The sequence below is a fragment of the Jatrophihabitans lederbergiae genome (assembly GCF_031845305.1).
GTDB classification, from domain to species: domain Bacteria; phylum Actinomycetota; class Actinomycetes; order Mycobacteriales; family Jatrophihabitantaceae; genus Jatrophihabitans_A; species Jatrophihabitans_A lederbergiae.
This window is the reverse complement of sequence record NZ_JAVREH010000006.1, coordinates 1-18974: the sequence shown is the minus strand read 5'-3', so window position 1 is coordinate 18974 and position 18974 is coordinate 1. Positions and strand designations below refer to the sequence as shown.

20 protein-coding genes and 2 pseudogenes are annotated in these 18974 nt (G+C 68.0%); 8 read left to right on the top strand and 14 right to left on the bottom strand.

What is annotated here, in order from left to right:
- Positions 1–14: 14 nt before the first annotated feature.
- Positions 15–887, bottom strand: coding sequence for an iron uptake transporter permease EfeU (efeU, locus tag RM423_RS06540; RefSeq protein WP_311422205.1), 873 nt, complete (start codon positions 885–887; stop codon positions 15–17).
- Between the two features lie 282 nt (positions 888–1169).
- On the opposite strand from efeU, the pseudogene RM423_RS25445 reads away from it, so the two are divergent.
- The 7 genes and pseudogenes from RM423_RS25445 to RM423_RS06500 form a co-directional block, all read left to right on the top strand.
- Positions 1170–3247, top strand: a pseudogene (locus tag RM423_RS25445) (glutaminase domain-containing protein); the annotation flags it as partial.
- Between the two features lie 227 nt (positions 3248–3474).
- Positions 3475–4575 carry a LamG domain-containing protein gene (locus RM423_RS06525; RefSeq protein WP_311422203.1) on the top strand — a complete coding sequence of 367 codons (1101 nt, stop codon included), beginning with the start codon at positions 3475–3477 and terminating at the stop codon, positions 4573–4575.
- Positions 4576–4684: 109 nt separating this feature from the next.
- Positions 4685–5455 (top strand): DeoR/GlpR family DNA-binding transcription regulator, encoded by a 771-nt coding sequence (locus RM423_RS06520; RefSeq protein WP_311422202.1) that lies wholly within the window; start codon positions 4685–4687, stop codon positions 5453–5455.
- A 173-nt stretch (positions 5456–5628) separates the two neighbouring features.
- The gene (locus RM423_RS06515) at positions 5629–6729 is read left to right on the top strand and encodes an ABC transporter substrate-binding protein (protein ID WP_311422201.1); all 1101 of its coding nucleotides are present in this window, start codon (positions 5629–5631) and stop codon (positions 6727–6729) included.
- A 42-nt stretch (positions 6730–6771) separates the two neighbouring features.
- Positions 6772–8337: a sugar ABC transporter ATP-binding protein gene (locus RM423_RS06510; RefSeq protein WP_311422200.1), complete on the top strand. Its 1566-nt coding sequence runs from the start codon at positions 6772–6774 to the stop codon at positions 8335–8337.
- Complete coding sequence (locus RM423_RS06505; protein WP_311422199.1) at positions 8334–9296, top strand: ABC transporter permease; 963 nt, start codon at positions 8334–8336, stop codon at positions 9294–9296. The genes RM423_RS06510 and RM423_RS06505 overlap by 4 nt, the downstream gene beginning before the upstream one ends.
- Complete coding sequence (locus tag RM423_RS06500) at positions 9293–10309, top strand: ABC transporter permease (RefSeq protein WP_311422198.1); 1017 nt, start codon at positions 9293–9295, stop codon at positions 10307–10309. Before RM423_RS06505 ends, RM423_RS06500 begins: the two co-directional genes overlap by 4 nt.
- A 21-nt stretch (positions 10310–10330) precedes the next feature.
- On the opposite strand, the gene RM423_RS06495 is transcribed toward RM423_RS06500, so the two are convergent.
- Positions 10331–10762, bottom strand: a complete 432-nt coding sequence (locus tag RM423_RS06495; protein ID WP_396327628.1) for an SRPBCC family protein — start codon at positions 10760–10762, stop codon at positions 10331–10333.
- Between the two features lie 137 nt (positions 10763–10899).
- A complete protein-coding gene (locus RM423_RS06490; RefSeq protein ID WP_311422197.1) occupies positions 10900–11271 on the bottom strand; it encodes an ArsR/SmtB family transcription factor in 372 nt (123 codons plus the stop codon).
- Positions 11272–11489: 218 nt separating this feature from the next.
- Here RM423_RS06490 and RM423_RS06485 point away from each other — a divergent pair, with 218 nt between their 5' ends.
- Entirely contained in the window at positions 11490–11978 is a 489-nt protein-coding gene (locus tag RM423_RS06485; protein ID WP_311422196.1) for a DUF1360 domain-containing protein, read from the top strand.
- A gap of 434 nt (positions 11979–12412) precedes the next feature.
- Here the strand turns inward: RM423_RS06485 and RM423_RS25440 are convergent.
- The 11 genes and pseudogenes from RM423_RS25440 to RM423_RS06425 all read right to left on the bottom strand — a co-directional run bounded on the left by RM423_RS25440 (position 12413) and on the right by RM423_RS06425 (position 18868).
- A pseudogene (locus RM423_RS25440) lies at positions 12413–13125 on the bottom strand (PIG-L deacetylase family protein).
- Entirely contained in the window at positions 13122–13928 is an 807-nt protein-coding gene (locus RM423_RS06470) for an MFS transporter (protein ID WP_311422193.1), read from the bottom strand. The pseudogene RM423_RS25440 and the gene RM423_RS06470 overlap by 4 nt, the downstream one beginning before the upstream one ends.
- Before the next feature lie 5 nt (positions 13929–13933).
- On the bottom strand, positions 13934–14404 hold the full coding sequence (locus RM423_RS06465; protein WP_311422192.1) for an MFS transporter: 471 nt from the start codon (positions 14402–14404) through the stop codon (positions 13934–13936).
- A complete protein-coding gene (locus RM423_RS06460; protein ID WP_311422191.1) occupies positions 14401–15285 on the bottom strand; it encodes a methyltransferase domain-containing protein in 885 nt (294 codons plus the stop codon). The genes RM423_RS06465 and RM423_RS06460 overlap by 4 nt, the downstream gene beginning before the upstream one ends.
- Positions 15249–15776, bottom strand: coding sequence for a DinB family protein (locus RM423_RS06455; RefSeq protein ID WP_311422190.1), 528 nt, complete (start codon positions 15774–15776; stop codon positions 15249–15251). Before RM423_RS06455 ends, RM423_RS06460 begins: the two co-directional genes overlap by 37 nt.
- The gene (locus tag RM423_RS06450; RefSeq protein ID WP_311422189.1) at positions 15773–16303 is read right to left on the bottom strand and encodes a hypothetical protein; all 531 of its coding nucleotides are present in this window, start codon (positions 16301–16303) and stop codon (positions 15773–15775) included. Before RM423_RS06450 ends, RM423_RS06455 begins: the two co-directional genes overlap by 4 nt.
- A gap of 164 nt (positions 16304–16467) precedes the next feature.
- Positions 16468–17202, bottom strand: a complete 735-nt coding sequence (locus tag RM423_RS06445) for an ATP-grasp domain-containing protein (protein ID WP_311422188.1) — start codon at positions 17200–17202, stop codon at positions 16468–16470.
- Positions 17203–17284: 82 nt separating this feature from the next.
- The gene (locus RM423_RS06440; protein WP_311422187.1) at positions 17285–17491 is read right to left on the bottom strand and encodes a hypothetical protein; all 207 of its coding nucleotides are present in this window, start codon (positions 17489–17491) and stop codon (positions 17285–17287) included.
- A gap of 162 nt (positions 17492–17653) precedes the next feature.
- The gene (locus RM423_RS06435; RefSeq protein ID WP_311422186.1) at positions 17654–17899 is read right to left on the bottom strand and encodes a hypothetical protein; all 246 of its coding nucleotides are present in this window, start codon (positions 17897–17899) and stop codon (positions 17654–17656) included.
- Between the two features lie 238 nt (positions 17900–18137).
- Complete coding sequence (locus tag RM423_RS06430) at positions 18138–18371, bottom strand: hypothetical protein (RefSeq protein ID WP_311422185.1); 234 nt, start codon at positions 18369–18371, stop codon at positions 18138–18140.
- Positions 18350–18868 (bottom strand): hypothetical protein, encoded by a 519-nt coding sequence (locus tag RM423_RS06425; RefSeq protein ID WP_311422184.1) that lies wholly within the window; start codon positions 18866–18868, stop codon positions 18350–18352. The genes RM423_RS06430 and RM423_RS06425 overlap by 22 nt, the downstream gene beginning before the upstream one ends.
- Positions 18869–18974: the final 106 nt, after the last annotated feature.

Here is an 18974-nt window from a genome sequence, read left to right as displayed (position 1 = left end):
TCGGGCGGTGGTGGTCACGCCTGGCTGCGGACGCCGCCGGCCGGCGAGACCGTGTCGGCGGCGCGCGACGGCGTGCCGGTGCGAGAGGTGCGGGACGGGCCGAACAGGTACAGCGCCATCGGGATCAGGTAGGCCAGCCAGCCGATCACCTCGATCACCACCGGCTTCGGCTGGATGCCGAGCACACCGGTGAACAGCGAGGACCGGACGGAGCCCGGGGCCACGATCGAGCTGAGATCCAGCGCCTGGGCCTGGCCGAACAGGATCCAGCCGGCCTCGTGGGCGGTGTGCAGAGCGGTCATCACCAGCCCCGCGGAGACCACTATCAGCATGGCGCCGGTGAACTTGAAGAACTTGGCCAGGTTCAGCTTCACGCCGCCGCGGTAGCTGCCGTAGCCGATCGCGAGGGCCGTCACCAGGCCGAGGAGGGCGCCGGTGAGCCCGGCTCCCTGGTCGTCGCTGGCGTTGAGCAGCGCGGTGAGGAAGACGGCCGACTCGAAGCCTTCGCGGAGCACCGCCAGGAATCCCATGGCGACCAGCGCCCACTGCGATCCCGAGGCCAGCGCGGAACCAGCCGAGCTGCGCAGGGTTCCGGAGAGGTCCCGTGCGTGCCGCTTCATGAAGACGACCAGGTAGGTGACCATGACGACCGCGATGGTGCCGACCACGGTCTCGAGCATCTCTTGCTGGCGCTGGGGGAGATCCTGGGACAGCACGTGCAGCGTGACACCGGCCGCCACGCAGAGCAGGGTCGCCACTGACACGCCCAGCCACATCTGGCGCAGTGCCTGGCGCGCGCCCTGCTTGGACAGGAACGCCGCCACGATGCCGATGATCAGCGTCGCCTCGACACCCTCCCGCAGCATCACGACAAAAGTGGGGAGCACGGTGCCTCCAGGTTGACTCAGCATGCAACTTAGGTTTGCCTTACCTACACAGACCCTAGCGGGGTAAGGGCGCCCTAACAAAACCGGCGGCCGAGGTCACAGCCGCGAGCCGGCGGCCGTGGCCACCCGGAGGAGGCCAGTCGGTACGCCCAACCGATCAACAACGATCAACTCTTGACAATCATCGTTCGGACCGCGTCAATTGCACCCAAGGTGTCACACGACACATTGCTGTCATAACGGGTCACCAGGCTCGCGCGGCGGCCGATCGCGGAGGCACCGATGACCCACGTCCCGTCCGTTCCAGCCGACAGCAGTCCGAATCGCGAGATCAGCCGACGATCGCTGCTGCAGTGGAGCGGAGCCGCCGGCCTGGCCGGGATGCTGGCGACGTTGCTGCCGCCGTCGACCCGGGAGGCGTTCGCGCAGCTCACCGAGACGGTCGGCGGCTCCTCCTTCACCCCGATCCGGCCGCCCGCGGTGTCACTGGCCGTCCGGTCGATGTACCTGTCCACCTGGTCACCGTCGAACAACCTGGCCGGGACCTGGCCGATGTTCTGGAACGGCCACACCACAGCCCTGACCGGGATCGTCCGGGTGGACGGCACCGCCTACGTCTTCTGCGGCGCGCCGAATGGCGGTTATCCACTCGCCACCCAGACCGCGTTCACACTGACGTCCACTCGCTCGACCTATGTCCAAACCGCCGGGCCGGTGACTCTGACGGTCGCCTTCCTGTCGCCGGTGGACCCTGACAACCTGCAGCGGCAGTGCGTTCCGTTGAGCTACCTCACCGTCGACGCGGCCAGCAACGACGGTGGCAGCCATTCGGTCAGCGTGTACCTGGACATCTCAGGTGAGTGGGCGCACGGTGACACGAGCCAGCAGCTGACCTGGGCCGAGCAGACCGTGGGCAACCAGGTCGTGCTCACCAGCCAGCCCGCGAATCCCACCGTCCTCGGCGAGTACGGAGACCAGGCATCCTGGGGCACCGTGGTGTGGTCCACCGACAATGTGGCGGGCACGACGTGGCAGACGGGCGCCGACAGCGTGGTCCGCGCGAACGGGGCGGCCGGCTCACTGCCCAACACCGACGACCCGAACTTCCGTGCCATCAACAACAACTGGCCGGTGTTCGGGCTCAACCGCGCGCTCGCTCGGTCGGCCCGTCCGGCGCCCAGGCGGTGTTCGTCCTCAGCCACGTCCGGACGCCGGCGGTGTCCTATCTCGGCACCAGCTACAACGCCTGGTGGAGCAAGTACTGGACCGGCTGGCAGGCCATGCTGACCTGGTTCCGCAACGATCTTCTCACCGCGTCCGAGGTGTGCGCCGCGACCGACAACCAGGTGAACGCCTGGGCGACGGAGGCGGTCGGCGGTGGGGCGGTGGGGGACCAGTACGCCGCGATCTGCGCGCTGGCACTGCGGCAGGCCTTCGCCGGAACGGAGCTGATCAACCACAACGGAACGCCGTGGGCGCTGCTGAAAGAGATCTCCAGCGACGGCAACGTGTCCACCCTGGACGTGATCTACCCGGCGTTCCCCGCCTACCTGCAGCTCAGCCCGCAGTACCTGCAGCTGTTGCTCGCCCCGATCTTCGACTACGTCGAGAACCATCCGTACCCCAAGACCTGGGCGCCACACGACATCGGATCCGGCTATCCGAACGCGACCGGGCACCTCAACGGCAGCGGCGAGGAGGACATGCCGGTCGAAGAGACCGCGAACATCCTCATCATGACCGCCGCCCTCGTCCAGCGGCTGCCGGCCGGTGCGGCGACGGCCTACGCCCAGGCGCATTACCCGATCCTGCTGCAGTGGGCCAAGTACCTGGTGAGCGCGCTGCCGGACCCGGGCAACCAGAACCAGACCGATGACTTCACCGGCTTCATCGCGCACAGCTCCAACCTGGCGCTCAAGGGGATCGTCGGCATCGCCGCCATGGGGCAGCTCGCGCAGCTCTCCGGCAACACCGCCGACGCGACGAGTTACCCGGCGACCGCGAAGAGCTACATCGCGACCTGGCTCTCGAGCAGCCAGGACGGCCAGCACCTGCGCCTTGCCTACGACCAGCCCGGCACCTGGAGCCTGAAGTACAACGGCTTTCCGGACCGGCTGCTCAACACCAACCTGGTGTCGCCGGCCGTCCAGGCGGAGGAGGCGGCCTGGTACACCAGCCAGGCCGGCGGGTACGGCGTGCTGCTCGACCCGCGCAACGATTACACCAAGACGGACTGGGAGATCTGGACCGCGGCATTCCTGCAGGCGCAGCCCGCGGCGCGGAACATGCTCGTCGCCGACGTCTACAACTTCGCCAATGTCACGGCCAACCGGGTGCCACTCACCGACTGGTACGTGGTGAGCAGCGCGGCCCAGCGCGGCTTCGCCGACCGTCCGGTCGTCGGTGGGCTGTTCAGCCTGCAGACACTGCGCTACACCGCGAACGGCCTCGTCGGGTACTGGCCCTTCGACGGCTCGACCAGCTATGACAACAGTGGCAACTTCCAGGACGGCGTGCTCAACGGCGGGGCCGGCTACACCGCGGGCAAGCAGGGCGGCGCGATCTCGCTGAACGGAACCACGGCTGCGTGTCGTCCCAGCGGCCGGTGGTCCGGACCGACGGCAGCTTCACGATCACCGCGTGGGCAAACCTCAGCAGTGCCAGCACATTCCGCACCGTCGCGAGCCAGGACGGCGACCAGGCAAGCGGTTTCTTCCTGCAGTACAGCGCGGCCGACAACCGGTGGGCGATGGCGATGGCCAGCGCGGACGTGGCCAACGCGGCCTCGACCAGGGTGCTGTCCAGCGCGGCGCCGGCCGTGGGAGCCTGGGTGCATCTGGCCGGAGTCCGCGATGCCGCGGCCGGGGTCATCAAGCTGTACGCGAACGGCGTTCTACAGCAAAATGTTGCCTATTCCGGATCCTGGCAGGCCAACGGGGCACTGCAGATAGGGTGCGGCAAGTGGAACGGCGCCCCGGCGGACTTCTTCGCCGGCGCGGTCGACGAGGTGCGTGCCTTCGATCACGCGCTGACCGACGCGGAGATCGCGGCCTCGGCGAACCTGACGAGCGGACTGGTCGCCGGCTACGGCGTGGACGAGGGAACCGGCGCCACCACCGCCGACGCGGTCAACGGCCATACCCTCACGCTGACCAACGCCGGTTGGGGCGGCGGGTACGCCGGCCCGGGGCTGGCGCTGAACGGCACCAGTGGCTTCGCCAGCGGTGCCGCGCTGGTGAACACCGCATCGAGCTTCTCGGTGTCGGCCTGGGTGTCGCTCACCGACACCACCGGGTTCCACACGGTGGCCAGCCAGGACGGGGCGAGTGTCAGCGGGTTCTTCCTGCAGTACAGCGGGCAGGACAACGCCTGGGCGATGGCGATGCTGGGCTCGGACTCCGCCTCGGCCGCGACGGCCCGGGCCACCTCGCAGTTCGCGCCGCGGGTGGGGGACTGGACTCATCTGGTCGGCGTCCGGGACACCGCGGCCGGCCAGATGCGGCTCTACGTCAACGGCAGGCTGGGCGGCACCGCAGCCTGCGGCGCGGCCTGGAACGCGAGCGGCAGCTTCACGCTCGGCCGTGGCAGGTTCAATGCCGCCGCGGTGGACTATTTCCCCGGTGACATCGACCAGGTGCGGGTGTGGAGCCGGGCGCTGTCCGACGCCGACGTCCGCGCGCTGGTGTGATCGAGGGCGAACCGACCGAACTTCGGTGAACGAAATTGATCGAACGGTTGGTAAAGGGTTTGCTTCATCGCTACCGTTACCGGTCACGACCGATCGGAGCGGTGGCGCGATGTTTGCAGCGGAGCGGCGGCAGGCCATTCTGGAGCTGGTGCGGGCGAGTGGCGCCGTCTCACTGCGCGAGCTCGCGGATGCCCTGAAGACCTCGGACGTCACCATCCGTCGGGACGTCCGAGAGTTGCAGGAGCAGGGGTTGCTCGACCGCCGCCATGGCGGCGTGATGCGTCCGGGCGGCCTGTCGCGCGAGGCCAGCTACTCGCAGAAGGCTCGGGTGGCGGCCGGTGCGAAGGCGGCGATCGGCGCGTGTGCGGCGTCCATGGTCCGCGAGGGCGAGGCCATTCTGATCGGGCCGGGCAGCACCACGCAGGAGCTCGCGCGCCGGCTGGCGCGGCTGAGCGACCTCACGGTGGTGACCAACTCGATCCTGGTCGCCGAAGCATTGGCCCACGCGCCGGCCGAGGTGCTGGTGGCCGGTGGGTCGCTGCGCGGCTCGACGTATGCCCTGGTGGGCAGCAGCGTCGAGCAGGCGTTGTCGGGCCTGCGGGTTCGGTACGCGTTCATCTCGGGGAACGGCCTGACCCCGACGCGTGGGCTGTCCACTCCGAACGTGCAGTCGGCCGGCGTAGACCGCGCGATGGTCGCCGCGGCGCAGTCCGTGATCGTGCTGGCCGATCACACGAAGCTCGGTGTGGACACCATGTGCCAGACGGTGCCGGTGGAGCAGATCGCGGAGGTCATCACCGACTCGGCGGCCGATCCGCAAGTCGTTGCCGATCTGCGAGCCCAGGACGTGACGGTGCAATTGGCCCCGGATGTCGGGTGAGGATGTCGGCTGTAACTATTTGGCGTGGTTTTGCGGTAACTATTGACCGTAAGTGAACGAGGTTGTTCAATAACGACCGTCTGGCGTCACGTTCTCCGAAGCGCAATCTCCAGTCGCGCCCCAGACCCATTGATCCTCGTGCTCCGGCACCCGTCCCTAGGGGGAACTCGCTCATGGCTTCACTGATCACGCGGCGCGCGACGACCGTGACCGCGGCGGCACTGCTGGCGGGGCTCGCGCTCGCCGGTTGCGCCAAGAGCTCGAAGACCGACAGCGGCAGTGGCGGCACCAGTTCGGTGAACAAGTCCGCCGCGGTGCAGCAGGTCTCGTCCTCGTCCGGGTCGACCGGCGGCGGCTGCACAGCCACCAAGTACGGCGCCCCCAAGCTCGACCTGAAGAGCGTCACCGTCGGGTTCTCCCAGTCCGAGGCGACCAGCAACCCCTTCCGCGACACCGAGACCAAGTCGATCACCGAGCAGGCGAAGACCCTCGGTGTCAAGCTGATCCAGCGCAACGCCAACGCCAACGTGGCGCAGCAGAACACCGACATCGAGGGCATGATCGCCCAGGGCGCCAAGGCCCTGATCGTCGCTCCGGAGAACTCCAACGGCCTGGCGGCGTCCTTCGCCAAGGCCAAGGCCGCGCACATCCCGATCCTGACGATCGACCGCACGGTCACCGGCACGGCATGCTCGGACTTCATCGGCTTCATCGGCTCGAACTTCCTCGGCCAGGCCAAGATCGCCGCCGACGACCTCGGGCAGGCGATGGGCGGCAAGGGCAGTGTCGCCGTCCTGCAGGGCACCTCTGGTAACAACGTGGCGGCCGACCGTACGAACGGCTTCAACACCCAGCTCGCGGCGAAGTATCCGGGCATCAAGATCGTCGCCTCGCAGACCGCCAACTTCGACCAGGCCACCGGCCAGAAGGTCACGGAGCAGCTGCTGCAGAGCAACCCGAACATCACCGGTATCTACGCCGAGAACGACGGCATGGCCTTCGGTGCGATCCAGGCCATCAAGGCGGCTGGCAAGACGCCGGGCAAGGACATCAAGATCGTGTCCATCGACGGCACCCAGCAGGCTGTCCAGGACGTGGTTGCCGGCACGATGGTTGCCGACGTGGAAACCAACCCCCGGTTCGGCCCGCTCGCCTTCCAGAGCCTGCAGGACTTCTACAGCGGCAAGGGCGTCGCGACCACGGTCATCATCACCGACCACCACTTCACCGCCGACAACGCCAAGCAGGCGCTGGCCGACGGCGACGTCTACTAGCCGCTCCGGCATCGCGTCGCGGCGATGAGGGGAACGCGGTACATGAGCGAGCAGAACGTCGAAGCGGTGCTTGAGGTGCGCAACGTCGACAAGCATTTTCCGGGAGTGCATGCCCTGCAGGGGATCGACTTCACCCTGCGGGCGGGTGAGGTGCACGCGCTGGTGGGCGAGAACGGCGCCGGAAAGTCCACCCTGATCAAGGTCATCACCGGCGTCTACAAGGCCGACTCCGGCGAGATCCGGTATCGCGGCAACCCGGTGGAGTTCACCAGCCCGCTCGACGCCCAGCACGGCGGCATCTCGACGATCTATCAGGAGATCAACCTGATCCCGCTGATGAGCGTCGCGCGCAACCTGTTCCTGAACCGGGAGCCGCGGCGGTTCGGCCTGATCGACTCCCGCCGGTTGCGCCGGGACGCGACGCGGATCTTGGCCGAGTACGGCGTGGACGTCAACGTCGCCAAGCCGCTGCGCTCGATGGGCCTGGGCGCCCAGCAGATGGTCGCCATCGCCCGCGCGGTTCAGGTCGACGCGCGCGTGGTGATCATGGACGAGCCCACCTCGTCGCTGGAGCACCGCGAGGTCGAGAAGCTGCTCGACGTCGTGCGCAAGCTCCGCGACGCCGGCGTCGCCATCGTCTACGTGTCACACCGCCTCGACGAGCTGTTCCGGATCTGCGACCGGGTCACGGTGATGCGCGACGGCCGCGTCGTCGCCGTCCGCGCGATCTCCGAACTGGATCGCCTCAGCCTGATCTCGCTGATGCTCGGCCGCGACATGGGCGAGGTCCGCCGCGACGGCGTCACCGCCTTCGACTCCCACCGCGCCGAGGCCGACGGCACCGCCGCCGCTGACGAGCGGCCGGTGGTGCTGCGGGCCACCGGCCTCGCGCGCCGCCATCAGCTGGAGGACGTGTCCCTGGAGATCCGGGCCGGTGAGGTCGTGGGCCTGGGCGGCCTGCTCGGCGCCGGCCGCAGCGAGACCGCCAAGGGCATCGCGGGCGCGCTGAAGCTGGATGCCGGCACGGTCGAGGTCGCCGGTGTGCCGCTGTCGCGCAACTCGACGCCGGCCGCCATCCGGGCCGGTGTGGTGATGCTGCCCGAGGACCGCAAGTCCGAGGGAGTGGTGCCCAACCTCTCGGTGCGCGAGAACATCGTGCTGGCGGCGCTGCCCGGGCTGTCGCGCGGCGGCCTGGTCAACAAGGCCAAGCAGGACGAGGTCGTCCAGTTCTTCATGAAGCGCCTGCAGATCAAGGCGTCCGGGCCCGAACAGAAGGTTGCCGAGCTCTCCGGCGGCAACCAGCAGAAGGTGATGCTCGCGCGCTGGCTGTGCCTGAACCCGAAGGCGCTGCTGCTGGACGAGCCGACCCGCGGCATCGATGTCGGAGCCAAGGCGGAGTTGCAGTCGCTGATCGACGAGCTGGCCTCCGACGGGCTGGCGGTGCTGCTCATCTCCTCCGAACTGGAGGAACTCATCGAGGGATCGGACCGGATCGTCGTGTTGAAAGAGGGGCAGGTGGTGGGTGAGCTACAGGGCGACGACGTCAGCGAGAGCGCCCTGATGGCGACGCTGGCCACCGGCCCCACCGCCGAAGGGCTCAGCGAATGACGGGCCTGACGATCCGGCGCCCGGCGTCGCCGGACCGGGTGCTCGGGCTGCTGCAGGACTACGGCTTGTACGCCGCGATCGTGCTGCTGATCGTCATCGACACCGTGCTGTCCTCGAGCTTCTTCAGCCTGGCGAACCTCAAAGTGCAGCTGTTCCAGGTCGTTCCGGTTCTGCTAGTGGCGCTCGGTATGGCGCTGGTCATCGGAACCGGTGGCATCGACCTGTCCGTCGGCGCCGTCATCGCGCTCGCGTCGGCGTTCATCCCGTTGTATCTCGGCTACAGCTCCTGGGTGGCCATCACGGTCTGCCTGATCGCCGGGGCGGTGTCGGGCATGGTCGCGGGAAGCATGATCGCGCTGGCCAACGTCCAGCCCATCGTCGCCACGCTGGCACTGATGATCGGCCTGCGCGGCTTCGCCGTGATCCTCAACGGCGCGTCCGCCAAGCCGGTCAACGACCCGACCGTTCTCGGCCTGGGCATCGACCAGGTGCTCGGGGTTCCCAAGATGGCGTGGGTGGCGCTGGTGCTGGTGCTACTGACCGGATTCGTCATCAGGCGTACCACGTTCGGCCGCCAGCTCGTCGCCATCGGGGACAACCGCGCGGCCAGCCAGCTCGCCGGGCTCCCGGTGCGCCGGGTGGTGCTGTCGGTCTATGTTATTTCCGGAGTCCTCGCGGCCATCGCCGGCATCCTGATCGTCGGCCACGGGGCCGAGGCCGACCCGTCCAACTACGGACTGAACTACGAGCTCTCGGCCATCACGGCCGTGGTAGTCGGCGGAACGCCACTGACCGGCGGCAAGGTCCGGGTGCTGGGAACAGTCGCCGGGGCGCTGCTCATGCAACTGATCGCAGCCACCCTGGTTCAGCACAACGTCGCGAACTCCTACGCCCAGCTGGTCGAGGCGGCCATCATCATCGTCGCGGTGTACGCCGCTCGGGGAAGGCAGACGCGATGACCCAGCAGCAGCTGAGCGACCCGGTCGGCCAGGACACCGCCAGCCAGCCGGTGCAGGCACCGGGCGGTCGGGCCGACCAGGTCAGCGGGCTCGTCCAGCGGCACGGTGGCCTCGCCGTACTGGTCGTGGTCGCGCTCGCCGCGTCCGTCTTCTCCCAGGGATTCGCCACCAGCGGCAACTGGCAGAGCATCCTGGTCGGCAACGCCTACACCTCGCTGCTCGCGCTGGGCATGACCTTCGTCATCATCACCGGGGGCATCGACCTGTCCGTCGGTTCGGTGTTCGCGCTCGGCGGCGTGCTCGCCGGCTGGGGCGTGAACCACGGCGGGATCGTGGTGGCCGTCCTGCTGCCCTTGCTGGTGTGCGGGCTGTGGGGCCTGGTGCAGGGCCTGCTGATCGCCCGTGCCGGCCTGGCGCCGTTCGTGGTGACGCTCGCCGGGCTGCTCGGTGCTCGCGGCCTGCTGCAGGCGATCTCCGGGGAGGGCACCAAGACCTACCTGGTGCCGCACGGGTCGGCGTTCCTGGCGATCGGAGACGGGACCTGGCGCCCGATCATCGCGGCGGTCGTGCTGTTCGCCCTCGGCGGCCTGGTGCTGCAGCGCAGCCGCTTCGGCCAGTCCCTGTTCGCGATCGGCGGCAGCGAGAACGCCGCGCTGCTGATGGGCATTCCGGTGCTGCGCAGCAAGACCCTGGTGTACGTCCTGTCGGGCACGCTGGCCGGCGGGGCGGGAATGCTGAACGCCTCCCGGCTGCAGTCCGGCGTCACGAACATCGGGGTCGGATACGAGCTCACCGCCATCGCGGCCGTCGTCATCGGTGGCACCCTGCTCGTCGGCGGGGCCGGCTCGATGGCAGGCACCGCGGCCGGCGTGCTGCTGGTGGCGATCATCCAGAACCTGATCGGAGTGCACCTCTCGCAGTACGGCTCGTCCGCCTCAGACGCCGTCAATGGGGGAGTGCTGGCCCTGGTCGTGCTGCTGCAGACCTACCTGAGCCGGGTCCGGCGCCTGTGACCGGCTCGTCCGGATAGGCGGTCAGCGTCGCTTGTCCGCCTCGATCAGTTCGGCCAGTGCGCTCATGCTCTGATCGATCGCCGGGCCGTACTGCGGCAGCGTGTGCAGCATGGTGGCGTCGACGTCCGGTGCCAGCGTCCCGCTCAGGTGTTCGCCGAGGGTCACCAGGCGCGGGCCGTAGCCGCCGCCCATGCAGTACACCGCGTCGTACAGTTGGCCGCCGATCTCGTGTGAGTCGAGAGTGGTCGCGTGCTCGAACTCCAGGACGGTGCCGTCATCCGGTGTCGAGCTCAGGCGCAGCTCGATCTCGTCCGGAGCCGGATCACCGCCCAGCGCGACCGTCAGCAGCCGGGGTGCCTCGCACCGGGTGATCCGGCCGGAGCCGAAGTCGCCCTGGGTGAACGTTCCGCCGACCCGCAGGTCGCCTGCGACCGGGGCGTACCAGCGAGCCAGCCGCTCCGGGTCGGTGCAGGCGTCCCAGACCTCCTCGATCGACGCGTCGTAGCTGCGCCGGAACAGCGCGCAGCGAGCCTCGCCGGCCGCGATCTGCCGGCGGCGGAACTCGTGCTGGGTCTGATCGGTTCCTGCCGTCAGGGCGTGCCCTCCTGCTTGCGTCGATGTGACGGGTCCAGTTGTGTTGCCCGGCTCCGCTTGCCGCGTGCCAGCTCGGTGGCGAGGGCGTCCAGGCGCTGGGTCCAGAAGCGCCGGTACGGGTCGAGCCACTCGTCCACCTCGCGCAGCGGGGCCGCGTCCACCGCATAGAGCCGGCGGGCACCCTCGCTGCGGACGGTGGCGAAGCCGTTGTCGCGCAGTACCCGCAGGTGCTGTGACACGGCCGGCTGCGAGATGCCGAACTGCTGTTGTACCGCGGCGACGATCTCGCCGGCGGAGCGCTCACCATCGGCGAGCAGTTCGAGGATGCGTCGCCGCACCGGGTCGCCGAGGATGTCGAATGCGTGCATGAGCCAACGTTATGCTCTGCCACTTATATAAGCAAGCACTTATCTTTGCTGCGCCAGCGCGTTGGTGTTCCACCGTGCGTCGCACTGACCTCGGGGCAGGCTTAGTACAAAGCCGCCGCAGCCTTCGGGCAGCTCCGGCATGGCCGTTCGGCCTCTCACGCAGCGCGTGCCAGAGATGCCCGAGGCGAGAAGTCGTTGAGAGGCAGCCGATCATGGCTATGAATACATCAGTCAAAAAGGTGGCCAGCTGGTACAACCGCCAGGCCAGCGAATACCGCGCGGGCGAGGACCGTCCGATCGGCGGCTACATCCGGGCACTCAGTGTCTACAGCGGCGTCACGGCGGCCACCGTGGGCGCGGCTAGACTGACCGGACGCCGGGCTCCGGCCCGGATCACCCCATGGGACGTCGTACTGCTGGGCACGGCAACTCACAAGCTGACCAGGATCCTTGCCAAGGATGCGGTGACGTCTCCGTTGCGGGCGCCGTTCGTGCAATACAAAGGTGCGTCCGGCGAGTCCGAGCTGGCCGAAGAGGTGCGCGAGCACGGTGGCACCAAGCATGCCGTCGGAGAGTTGCTGACCTGCCCGTTCTGCCTCGCCCAGTGGGTGGCCACCACCTTCGTCGCGGGCTGGGTGTTCGCACCGGGGCTGACCCGGCTGGCCACCTCCACCTTTGCCGGCGTGGCGCTGTCGGACTTCCTGTAGCTGGCGTACGTAACCCTGCAGCGGACCGCCGAAGGCGACTGAGCATCCGCCGTTGTAGGACCGAACGGCCAGTAAGACGAGAACGGGGCGCCCCGAAGGACGCCCCGTTCTGTTGGCCGCAGTGCGGGTTAGCCGCAGGGGTGGTTAGCGAGCCTGCACCAGGAAGCTGTGGGTGGCAGGCCGTTCGCGTCTGAGGTGACGTAGAAGCGGTAGTTGGGATTGATTTGAGGACGTTCTGCTGGGGGCCGCCGGCCACGTAGACCTAGCCCGACGTGTCGAAGTCCAGGCCGCCCGGATTGGACAGCGCGTCGTACACCGTCGTGCTGCCGTAGGTGTCTGCCGACGCCGACGCGGCCATCCCCAGAAGGGTGCCCGACGCTACCGATACCACTGCCACGACCGCGCAGATCCTGCGCCGGCCCGAAACGACCATCTCAGTCCGTGCGTACCAGGAAGAAGCTCTCCGCGCTCCGGCCGTCGGCAAGACCGGCCTCATAGCCAATTGCAGCCAATCGTGCCCGCAGCACCGCCGCGAAATCCTGGCGGTGACCGACCTGACTGTGATGAGCCAGGATCGCGGCGATCTTGAGCTCGAGCACGTCCGTGATGTCGACGTAGTGGTTGGACGTCGGGCCGCCTCGCAGCCACACCTGCTCAACGGTCCACTCGGTCAGGTTTTCACGGGTGAACAGCTCCGGAAAGGCGTAGCGGTTCCGCGCGTCGGGATAGACGGCGTCGAGCGTCGCGGTACCGACCGCCCGATGGTCGGGGTGACTGGAGGCTATCCGGTGGTAATTGCGTTCGGGGCTGTGCGTCAGTACCCGCTGGGGACGGACCAGCGGATGATTCGCGTGATGGCGCGGCGCAGCTCCAGTCCCTCGACCAACGCGCCATCCGGGTATCCGAGAAAGCGGACGTCCGACACCCCCACCAGAGCGGCTGCCGTCTGCTGCTCGGCGCGCCTGATCTCGGCGAGGCTGGCACCGTCGACCTCCGCCTGCTGACCACCGGTATCGCCGTCGGTCACCATGCAATACGTGACCTGCACGCCGGCGCGAACCCACAGTGCCACGGTGCCCGCCGCCGCGAAGTCGACGTTGTCCGGATGGGCGAAGACGACCAGTGCGCGTTCGGGGTACTCGCTCATGAGGCCACCCGGGTTTCGGCTCCGGGGCGAGCCGCAACGAGCAGCCAGCAGCCGGCACCGCCTGCGAGCACCACCGCAGCGAGGTAGGCCCAACCGGCAGAATTCTGCGACAGCACGTAACGCGCCAGCAGCCAGGGCGCCAGAATCGCCTGGGCCGAGGTACCGAGCTGGAAGGTGGACAAGTATTGCGAACGGCGATCCGGCCGGGCCATCAGATACGAGATGGACCAGCCACTGGCCGACTGCCACATCTCGCCGAAGGTGAGCGCGACGGTCGCCAGCACCGCAACCGCGAGCGCTGGCCACAGCGTCTGTAGACGTGCCAGGACCACCACGGAGACACCGAAGGCGACCAGTGACCCGACCGCCAGCAGGGCGCAGACGCCGGCGCCGGCGAGCGTCTCTGCGCGCCGCGACATTCGCGATTGCAGCAGGATCGCCAGCACGGTGTTGAGCGCATACAGGCCGCCGTAGTACCCGACCGAAACCGATGTGTGTTGAGAGATCCACAGCGGAAAGGCGAAGGGCAGCAACGTCAGGTGCACCGCGAGGATGCCGTTGCAGGCCGCGGCGAGCAGGTAGCGGGCGTCTGTGACAACCTTCCGACGCGCGACGACGGCGCCGATGTCGGGCATGGAGGTGAACCGGCCTGCCACCAGTAACCGTGCGGCCACGGCGAAGGAAACAGCGTTGACCAGCAGAACCACGACAAAGGCAGCGCGTGACCCGGCGCTGACGGCGACGGTGGACGACAACGCACCCAGGCCGTAGCCGACGTTGCGAACGGACCGGACCCGCGCCATGTTCTTCAGCCGGTTCTCATCCGTCGATGCGGCGCCGACACTGCCTGATTGATCGGCGAGGCCGACGTCTCCACCAGTCCCACAGCACATGCGATGACCAGAAAGGTGGTGAACCGATCACAGAAGCAGTAAGCGATGTAACACCCGGCCCGCCAGAGGTTCATCACCACGTAAACCCGGCCGGCTCCCCAATGATCGGCGAGCATGCCGATCGGCACGGTCGCCAGGAAGCCGAGCACGCCCGCGATCGACAGCCCCAGCCCGACCGCCGCCGCATGTAGGCCCACGACCTTGGTGAAGTAGACCGCTGAGCCCGCGAGGAACATGCCGGAGCCGAATGCGTCGATCGCCGACAGCGCGGCGAGCCGGACCCCGGACGGTCCCTGTGGCAGCACCGTAGCCGCAGCCAGCCGGCGGGCTCGGCCTGCCGGTGGACGAACCGTCGAATCGCCGGCCTTCGATCCCAGCGGGCTCACGGTGTTGGCTCTATTTCCGCCCTGCGGCCGACGGCGACGTAGTAGTTGATGCTGGAGTAGAAGCGTTCATAACCCGCTGACGGCGACAGCCGGCCCACCCAGCGGTCGTACTCGGCGGTGCTGAGCGCCCCTTCGGTCCGGGCAGACTCGGCAATGCGCAAGGCCATCCCGTGCAGGTAACTGCCCGGTGCGGTGTCAACGTGGGTGAGCACGTCCACTTGCACATCGATGAAGCCCGCCTCGGCAAGAAGTCGGCTCAGCCTGCGTCCGGTCCAGCCGTCGGCATACCGGAAGTCGCTGTTGAAGGCGATGATCCGGCGCGTCAGCTCGCGGTCGGGATGATCGATGATCCAGGTGTCGCCGTCCTGGTCCGCGCTCACCCAGCGGCCGCCCGGTCGAAGGGCGGGCAGTGCGCGGGCAAGGGTGTCCAGGATCAGGAACTGTGGGAGATGAATGAAAACCGTCTGCTCGATGACGGCGTGCAGACTCGCCGGCTCCAGCTCGAGGTCGGCGGCGCCGGCACGCACGACCTCGATATTGGCGCCCGCGCCCGCTGCCGCCACCGCCTCTTGGGCTGCGGCGGCTAGATTGTGCTGCGGCTCGTAACCTGTCACCCGCCCGCCGGGACCCACCGCCTCCGCGAGATCCAGCAGCAGCGCGCCGGTGCCACAGCCGATCTCTGCCATCTGATCACCCGGCCGCAAGCCAGCCAGTTCGACGATCCGGCGGCGCAGCCGTCGCTGATCCACGCCGGCCGTCCGAAGTCGCAAGGCGGTGGCCCACGACTCGGCAAACTTGGGGCTCCAGCTGTCCAGGTTGCCGAACGGGTCGTGCTTGCCCAGGGTCATCCGCTCGTGCGGCCGGTGGAGTCGTTGCCCCACACGGTGAGAATCTCGTCGACGCTCGCCAAGTGCTCATCCACATGGCCGACCTCGAAGACCAGAAGCTGATCGATGGTGAGCACCTCCGTCGGCAACTTGAGGTAATTCATCGCCGGGTTCGGCTGGCGGCCGGTTCTGCTCAACTCATCCGACCCCAGCGGACGGACCAGCGAGACGAAGGCCGCGACATGCTTGTCGAGCGCCTGCAAGGCCTCGTCGAAGGGACGCTCCTGGTAACGACGCTCCGCAGCCCATTCGTCGGCGTCGAAACGCAGCAGCTGGGGGCAGTCCGAACTCAGCATGGCATTGACTCGATGGATGCTCGCTTCGAAGGCGTCGCCGAGGTGGAAGGTGTTCTGCTTCACCGACCAGACGCCGGGTGCGGGTTGCCGGTCGAGCAGTTGAGGCGGACGGTCGGCACAGCGTTCGTGCCACAGCCGCAACCGCGATTCGATGTCGTCCAGCAGGTGCTGGCTCTGAGGCTCACTCATCGGACATTCGCATCCGCTGATAAGGGAAAGGTGTCCAGACCTCGGGCGTCGGAGTCCACGTCCACCCCCAACGTCGCAAGCAGCCCCTCGATGGTGAGGTCCAGTCGGCTGGTCTTGTGGTACACGAGGTGTGCCGCACCGGTCAGCTCCATACCGGCAGACAGGCTTAAGGCAACCGCCGCAAGGGCGGGGACGAGTGTGGGCACGTCGACCGCGTCGAGGTACACCCGAGCGGTGGATCGTTCTCCGGAGCTTATGTTCATGCCATCGGCGGTGTGCTGGGTGAGCGCGATGCCGGCTGCGGGAACCTTCAGCAGTCGAGCGACTTTGGCCTGAGCCTCACTGGTGATTGCGGCCGAGGCAGCGCGCGCGGCTCGACCCATCCGGCCGTTTTCGCACTCCCGCCAGGTTACCTCGTCGGCCGCGGTCCGGGCGGCCGAGCAGAGCGGGCCAGTGTAGCCGCCGTTGAAGTAGCAACCCCGCTGGATCGCAGGTACCTGGGAGCGGACGATGTCCAGCTCTGTCATCAACGGCTCGCATTCGGGTCGGCGTAGGTGAGGGAGATTTGCTGGACGAGCTCCTCGGCCGCCAGCTGAGCAGCCACCGGCTCCGGTGCGCTGGCGATGAGGTAGGTAGGAACTGCGGTCCATCGATGAGCCGATCTCACCGATGGTGGATCCGGCCGCCAGGCTCAGCAACCCCTCCATGAACCGGGGGTTTCGCTGGACTGCTGCCCAGTTGTCGACAGCCGCCAACCTGCCGGGCGCGGGCATGAGGAACCGACGGCGGCGGCTCCCGACGCGGTACCGGTCCCCAACTCGGGCCGCCGCCCGAGCATCTGATCGAAGATGCTGCCGTGCAATTCGACCCCGATCACGACCTGGGTGAGGACGTAGATGTAGTCACCACCGAGACTCACATGCAGCTCACCGAGCACGATCGGCGATGGATAAGCCCCGCCGTCCGAATTAGTGCTGCCGCTGGTGGCTGCGCCCCGGCGGGCGCCGCAACCCAGAATTTGACGTGGAAGACACCCCCAACGTAGGCCCACAGTCACCAGCACAGCCGCGACCTGCTCCCGCGCGGCTCGCGCGATTTCGGGTGACAGTGGAGTCGGCAGCACATGACCGGTCTCTATGAAATGCGGCGGCCCGGTGGTCGCCTTGGCCGTGAGCGCGAGGACCCTGGTCCGGCCGTCGACGAAGATGCCCTCGGCGCTGTACTCGCTGCCCTGCTGATACTCCTCGATCAGAATTCCGGCCGGCCGGAATGCTTCAGGCCGAATGGGGATGCCCTGTGACTGCAGTTCCTGCTCCAGCCGCAGTACCCCCTCGCTCGCGTGCCCGGCAGCGGCCGGCACTCGTCCCGGTGCGCAATCACGCTCACGCTGGCGCTGCCTCGTCCGACCAGCGGCTTCACCACCCATGGGCCGTCGGGATGCTCATCGAGGAATTGGCTGGCGCCCTGCTTGTCGGAGCAGTGTGCTGATGCCGGCTGCCGGAAGCCGGCTAGTCGAAGTGCCTCTCGGCACGGTGCTTGTTTCGTACCAGCTCCACCGACTCCGGAAGGTTCCCCGCCTGTTCCAGCGCGCGCGCCACCTCGGCGACTGTCTGCACAGCGGTCTCGCGGAATCCGTACACGCCGCAGAAGCGGTTGGACTGCCGAAGCGCCCACTCGGCGCAGGCGCGGCTGTCGGTGTAATCCAGGGCCACCACCCGGTGCGCCGGCTCGGTGAGCTCGGGTGTCGAGCGCAGGTTCTGTGCTGTATCGACAAGGCAGACCCGCAGCGCGCCGCAGCCTGAGTAAGGCTGTCAGAACCGGGCCGCGCGCTCGCGCCACCGATCAAAAGCAACTCGTCGGGGTGGGGCGAGTGCTCCTCAGGCGATGTCATAGGACATCGCCCCGATGGCTTGATCGGCCAGGTGTGCCGCGGTATCGCCATCTGCGGCACAACTGATCGCGTAGGCCAGGCGCGCGTCGAAGTAGCTGTCGGGCGGTAGCCGCACCCGGTCGCCGGGGACCTTGTTCTGGCCAAGCTTGACGATGCCAGGCAATGCCGCCGCGGCTTGCACACCAGAGACGGACACCACGACGCCGTCTCGCTCCGCGACGAGGAACCGCACGCAGGCCGCGCCTGGCCAGCCGGGTGCAGGTCGGGATTCTCGCCTACGGCGACCTTGAGGGACGCCGCCATCAGGTCGGTGGCCGATGCCAGCGGTACCAGATGGGAGGCGATGAAGTCTGCGCCCAGGCGGCCGTTCACCTCGACGATGACCGGGCCCTGCGGCGACAGCATCACCTCGACGTGAAGACCGCAATTGTCGATGCCGGTGGCCCGCACTGCCTCGGCGGCCAGCTGGCTCACGAGGGCCGTGTCCATTTGATCCAGCGCGGCCGGAAGACATGCCGCGATTCGATGAAGGTGCCCGGCGTCAGAGATTTGGCGGTCACGCCCACGCAGCGCACCCGGCCCCGGGCGACCACGCCTTCGACGCTGACCTCGGGTCTGGACACGAACTGCTCAAGGACGAACTGCTCGGGATAGTAGGCGAAGAATTGGTCGTTCTCCGAGGTCAGCTTGGTCTCGGCGACCACTCGAGCGGCTGGCAGTTTCCGCCGCCGGCGCGACGTACTGCATGCCCGCGCTGCCGGCGCCGCCGCTTGGCTTGTAGATCGTAGATCGCCGGAAATCCGACCAGCAGGGCGGCTTCGCCGAGCGAGGTGGCGTCACTGACCCGGGCGTAGCGCGGCTGTGCAACGCTGGCGGCCACCAGTGCGTCGCGGCTGACGGCCTTGTTCCTGACACGTTCGGCTGCAGCCGGCGACATGGCGGGCAGCCCCAGGGCCGTTCCGATCGCGGCGCAGGCGACGACGCCGTGATCCCAGTACGTGACCACCCCGCCGAACGGGTCGTGGGCGTGAGGTTGCGCGAGAAGCCGCACGGTGTCCGTCAGCACCGGCGCGTCGGTGTCGGCAGCGATGTAGGCATCGACGAATGGTGCCGCCCAATCGGGCAGCTCCAGCCCGACGACCGTAACCCGGTAACCCAGCCGCCTAGGGACTGTCCTGAAAACGGCACCTCTCTGTGTCAAGCGGCTGGCGACAGAGAGGAAACCAACTTGTTGAATCTGGACGGGGTTCGTGACCTGCAGCCATGATCTTCAAGGCTGTGGTCGGGGTCGCTCGGGAAACACCTGT